1 protein-coding gene is annotated in these 662 nt (G+C 45.6%); it reads left to right on the top strand.

What is annotated here, in order from left to right:
- Positions 1-662 (top strand): ferrous iron transporter B (locus R7Z47_RS25135; RefSeq protein WP_318130801.1); only part of this gene is annotated, 662 nt, incomplete at both ends.

Raw genomic sequence — 662 nt, forward strand, 5'->3', positions numbered from 1 at the left:
TGATGTACCTAATGTTTATGTTCTCGATTAACATTGGTAGTGCATTTATCGATTTCTTTGATATCGGCGTTGGCGCACTTTTGGTTGATGGCGGTCATCACCTATTGGATGGTCATTTGCCAGTTTGGCTTGTGACGGTTATTGCCGATGGTATTGGTGGCGGTATCCAAACGGTAGCGACCTTTATTCCTGTCATTGCGTGTTTGTATTTATTCCTAGCTGTACTTGAGAGTTCGGGTTATATGGCTCGCGCTGCGTTTGTACTCGATAAAGTGATGCAGAAAATCGGCTTGCCGGGTAAAGCGTTTGTGCCGTTGGTTCTTGGTTTTGGTTGTAACGTGCCGTCAATCATGGCAACACGCACTCTAGACCAAGAACGTGAGCGTAAATTAGCGGCATCGATGGCGCCATTTATGTCATGTGGTGCTCGTTTGCCTGTATATGCACTGTTTGCGGCGGCGTTCTTTCCTGGTTCTGGTCAAAACATTGTCTTTGCACTTTATCTATTAGGTATTGTGGCTGCGATCTTCACCGGTCTTTTCTTAAAGCACACTCTTTACCCTGGCAGCAGCGATAGCTTAGTTATGGAAATGCCCGACTACGAATTGCCAACATTGCAAAACGTCGTGATCAAAACTTGGCAAAAGCTTAAGCGCTTCGTA

The organism is Vibrio sp. 1641 (assembly GCF_033339995.1).
Classification (GTDB): Bacteria; Pseudomonadota; Gammaproteobacteria; order Enterobacterales; family Vibrionaceae; genus Vibrio; species Vibrio alginolyticus.